This window comes from Oceanivirga salmonicida (genome assembly GCF_001517915.1).
GTDB lineage: Bacteria > Fusobacteriota > Fusobacteriia > Fusobacteriales > Leptotrichiaceae > Oceanivirga > Oceanivirga salmonicida.
The window spans coordinates 1-4,672 of the sequence record NZ_LOQI01000095.1; the positions used below are offsets into that span (position 1 = coordinate 1).

8 protein-coding genes are annotated in these 4,672 nt (G+C 27.0%); 1 reads left to right on the forward strand and 7 read right to left on the reverse strand.

Annotated features, from left to right (window positions below):
* Positions 1-390, forward strand: a 390-nt coding sequence (locus AWT72_RS09750) for a hypothetical protein (protein ID WP_082680597.1), incomplete at its 5' end; no start/stop codon positions are given.
* A gap of 58 nt (positions 391-448) precedes the next feature.
* Here the strand turns inward: AWT72_RS09750 and AWT72_RS08060 are convergent.
* The 7 genes from AWT72_RS08060 to AWT72_RS09755 all read right to left on the reverse strand — a co-directional run.
* Positions 449-691 (reverse strand): hypothetical protein, encoded by a 243-nt coding sequence (locus tag AWT72_RS08060; protein WP_067143423.1) that lies wholly within the window; start codon positions 689-691, stop codon positions 449-451.
* 17 nt (positions 692-708) lie between these two features.
* On the reverse strand, positions 709-930 hold the full coding sequence (locus AWT72_RS08065; RefSeq protein ID WP_067143425.1) for a YdbC family protein: 222 nt from the start codon (positions 928-930) through the stop codon (positions 709-711).
* 8 nt (positions 931-938) lie between these two features.
* Positions 939-2,417 (reverse strand): glutamate--tRNA ligase, encoded by a 1,479-nt coding sequence (gene gltX / locus AWT72_RS08070; RefSeq protein ID WP_067143428.1) that lies wholly within the window; start codon positions 2,415-2,417, stop codon positions 939-941.
* 29 nt (positions 2,418-2,446) lie between these two features.
* Positions 2,447-2,932 (reverse strand): DUF3298 domain-containing protein, encoded by a 486-nt coding sequence (locus tag AWT72_RS08075; RefSeq protein ID WP_067143431.1) that lies wholly within the window; start codon positions 2,930-2,932, stop codon positions 2,447-2,449.
* Between the two features lie 36 nt (positions 2,933-2,968).
* Complete coding sequence (locus tag AWT72_RS08080; RefSeq protein WP_067143434.1) at positions 2,969-3,472, reverse strand: DUF3298 domain-containing protein; 504 nt, start codon at positions 3,470-3,472, stop codon at positions 2,969-2,971.
* 35 nt (positions 3,473-3,507) lie between these two features.
* On the reverse strand, positions 3,508-4,011 hold the full coding sequence (locus tag AWT72_RS08085) for an RsiV family protein (protein ID WP_067143437.1): 504 nt from the start codon (positions 4,009-4,011) through the stop codon (positions 3,508-3,510).
* Positions 4,008-4,672, reverse strand: a 665-nt coding sequence (locus AWT72_RS09755) for an NAD(P)/FAD-dependent oxidoreductase (RefSeq protein WP_371440142.1), incomplete at its 5' end; no start/stop codon positions are given. The genes AWT72_RS09755 and AWT72_RS08085, both read right to left, overlap by 4 nt.

Consider the following 4,672-nt stretch of genomic DNA (forward strand, 5'->3'; position numbering starts at 1 on the left):
ATTAAAGATAAATTTGAAATTGATAAAATTTTAAGGGATAAATTAAAAGATATTAATGTTATTGATAATAAAGGTAATAAAATAAATGTAATTGATACTTTTACAAATAATGCTATAGTAATGTATGGTGCACCTTGGTGCCCTGATTGTGTTAAAGAAGTAAAAAATATTTTAAAAAATAAGAAAAATAAAGATTTTATATATTTAATTGACCCTAAAAAATATACCTATAAAGAATTTGTAAAATATTCTAAAAATAATAAACAAGATGTTAAAATGTATTATGTTGAAAATTTAATTATAAGAGAAAGATTTAATATAAACTGGATACCTTCTACATTTGAAATAAAAGATGGGTATATTACAAATACATTCAAAGAAATAAGATAATAAAAGAAAAAGCATAGATTTGAGATAACTCAAAATTCTATGCTTTTTTAATTTAATATTAGAATAAAAATGTAGCTCCTGCAAAACATATTATTGCTACAAATATAGAAAATACTCCAATAATTCTTGAAAACCATTTAGGTCCTAAAAAATTATACCATTGTTTTTGTCTATAACTTCCTGGATCAATTGCCCAAGCTTTGCCCATTAAAGAAGCAACACCAAAAATTAATGCTACTACTCCTACTAAATAATATGCAATTGATGGGTTTGCATAAAAATATTCTTGTATTTGCTCCATAAATATTCCCCTATAAATTAATCTAAATTATTCATCAAAATCTCTTTTAATTTTTCAATTTCTTCTTTGGTAAAAGTTAGACCTTTTGCCATTTTTTCATGTGTTGGATCCCAATCTCTAATATCTAATTTTGCTGGTTTTCCATTCCAACTTACCATATTAACTTCTCTTGTCCATCCTGCTTTTGTAGTAGATATTGTTCCCAAATTTTCTACTATTTCAAATTTAAAATCTGCCATTTGTACTCCTAAAATTGTTTAATTCTCTCTAATGTTCTTGTTTTCCCTATTATTGAAACTATTGTATATAAATCAGGTCCTTTAGATTTTCCAGTTAATGCTGCTCTAATAGGCATCATAACAACTCCTGGTCCTTCATTTAATTCTTCTTTAATTTCTTCTAATATTTCTTTAACTCTGTTTTCTGAAATTTCTTCATTTTCTTTTTCGATCTTAAATTTAAATAAAGTAATTGCTTCTTTTCCTTTTGGATTTTCTAATGCTTCATATAATCTATTAATAGATTTTCTTTCTTTTTTATTCATACCTTCTTCAATTTCAGGTAGTTTAAATTTATCTATGAAATAAATATCACTTAAACTTGCCAATTCTTTTAAAGTATGTGCTCCTTCTCTAATTATCTCAACTATATGCTCTAATTTTTCATTAGATATACTTGATAAGTCATATAGTTTTTCATAAAAAGGTCTTGCTAATTTTGTTAATTCAGATAAATCTTTTAATCTCATATGTTGATTATTAACCCAACCTAATTTGACTAAGTCAAATACAGGTCCACCTAATGAAATTCTATCAAAACTAAATTCTTTAACCATTTCTTCTAATGTAAAAATTTCTTTTTCATCTCCTAAACTCCATCCCATAAGTGCTAGAAAATTTAGCATTCCTTCTTTTAAATAACCTTCTTCTTTATAGTAATTTAAAGACACAGGATTTTTTCTTTTTGAAATTTTAGTTTTATCTGCATTTCTAAGTAAAGGCATATGAAACCATCTAGGTTCTTCCCAACCAAATGCTTTATATAGTTGTATATGTTTAGGTGTAGATGCTATCCATTCTTCGGCTCTTATTACGTCAGTAATACCCATTAAATGGTCATCAACTATATTTGCTAAGTGGTAAGTAGGAAATCCATCAGATTTAAGTAATACTTGATCGTCTATTTTACTATTTTCAAAGACTATATCTCCCCTTAACCCATCTTTCACTATTGTAACACCATCATAAGGCATTTTAAGTCTAATAATGTATGGAACATTTTTAGATTTCAAATCATTAATTTCATCACTAGTCAACTTACGGCAATACCCATCATAACCTGGTGCTTGATTCATAGCAGCTTGTCTTTCTCTTAATTTTGTAAGTCTTTCTTGTGTACAAAAACAACAATATGCTTCTCCTTTTTCAACTAATTCAAGTGCATATTTAGCATACATATTCATTCTTTCAGATTGTCTGTATGGTCCAAATTCTCCACCTACATCAGGTCCTTCATCGTAATATAAGCCTAACCATTTCATAGCATCAAATATTTGATTTTCAGAAGTTTCAGAATATCTTGTTCTATCTGTATCTTCTATTCTTAAAATAAATTCTCCATTATTATGTTTAGCATATGCATAGTTGAATAAACCAATATATGCTGTCCCTACATGTGGATCTCCTGTTGGAGATGGGGCAATTCTTACTTTAATCTTTCTTGACATTTTTTTCTCCTGTTACTTAGTTATACTTCTTATTTTTCAAATTTATATGCAAATCTAGGTATCCCTGAACTACGAGGTGCTATTGTTTCTATTGGGAATATAAATATAATTTTATCTTCATTTAAAACTATAACTGAATTTTTTAATTCAATTTTTGCTTCTTCAAAGAATATTCCTTCTTTGCTATTTTTTATATCATTCATTATTTTTTCAGTATACATTTTTTCCATATCTGCATTTAAAATTTCTTCCATTTTAACTACTTTATTATCTTTAGTTATTACTGAAGATATTTTACTTTCAGGATTTGCTGCTTTATCTTTTAATATTTCTTCTTGTATAAGTACTGTTTTGTACCCATCTGCACTCATATATGTTTCATATACTTTACTTTCAAATAATACATTTTCTTTAATGTTATCTAATGCATGTGTCTCAGCATTATCTACTGATTTTGCACTATTACATGATAATAATGTCATTGCTATTATTAAACTTCCTAATATTTTTTTCATTTTATTTCTCCTTTTAAATTATTTATTGTTATAAATTTATTTATTATACTCGTATACAAATCTAGGCATTCCTGAACTACGAGGTGCTATTGTTTCTAATGGGAATACAAATATAATTTTATCTTCATTTAAAACTATAACTGAATTTTTTAATTCAACTTTTGCTTCTTCAAAGAATACTCCTTCTTTACTATTTTTTATATCATTCATTATATTTTCAGTATACATTTTTTCCATATCAGGAGTTAAAATTTCCTCTGTCTTAACTACTTTATTATCTTTTGTTATAATTGAAGATATTTTATTTTCAGGATTTGCTGCTTTATCTTTTAATATTTCTTCTTGTACAAATATTGTTTTGTACCCATCTTTACTCATATATGTTTCATATACTTTACTCTCAAATAATACATTTTCCTTAACGTTGTTCAATGCATGTGCTTCTGTATTATCTACTGAAACTGAACCTGTACTATTATTTGCACCATTACACGATAATAATGTCATTGCTATTATTAAACTTCCTAATATTTTTTTCATTTTATTTCTCCTTTTAAACCATTTATCATTCTATTTTATTTATTGTATTCATATACAAATCTAGGTATACCTGTACTTCCAGGTGCTATTGTATATTTAGGGAACACAAATACTATATTATCCCCATCTAAAACTACAACTGCACTTTTTAAATCAACTTTTGCATCTTCCATGAAAAGTCCCTTTGTATCTGCTTTTATATCATTCATTATTTTTTCAGTATACATTTTTTCCATATCTGCATTTAAAATTTCTTCTACTTTAACTACTTTATTATCTTTAGTTATTACTGAAGATATTTTGCTTTCAGGATTTGCTGCTTTATCTTTTAATGTTTCTTCTTGTATAAATACTGTTTTGTATCCATCTTTACTTTCATAAATTGCATATACTTTACTTTCAAATAAAATATTTTCCTTAATATTGTTTAACGCATGTGCCTCAGTATTATCTACTGAAACTGAATTTGTGCTATTATTTGCACCATTACATGATAATATTGTTATAGCTATTGCTAAACTCCCTAATACTTTTTTCATTTTCTTTCTCCTTCTAAATCTCTTATTATTTTTTCTGCACATCTTATACCATCAACTGCTGCACTCATTATACCTCCAGCATAACCAGCACCTTCTCCACATGGTATAATACCACTTACACTAGAATACATGTTATCATCTCTTACTATTCTAATAGGTGATGAAGATCTGCTTTCAACTCCAGTTAAAATTGCTCCATTATCTGAAAAACCTTTAATTTTTCTATTAAGGGCTATTAAACCCTCTCTTAATGATATATTTAAATATTCTGGTAATATTTCATTAAGATTAGATAATTTAAATCCTATACTATAACTTGGCTTAACATTTAACAATTTAGTAGATTTCACATTTTTTATGTAGTCTTTCACTAATTGAATAGGAGCACAATAATTAGAACCACCTAGTTCATATGCTTTCTTTTCAATTTCTCTTTGAAATTCTACACCAGCCAATATGTCATCTCCTAAATCATCAGGCATAACATTTACTAAAACAGCAGAATTAGCATTTTCCAAATCCCTTTTGTTATAACTCATGCCATTTACTGCTAAATAACCTTTTTCGCTAGCAGCAGGCACTACAACGCCCCCTGGACACATACAAAAAGTATATACTCCTCTACCATCTGTTGTTCTTGTATTAATCTTATACTCTGCTG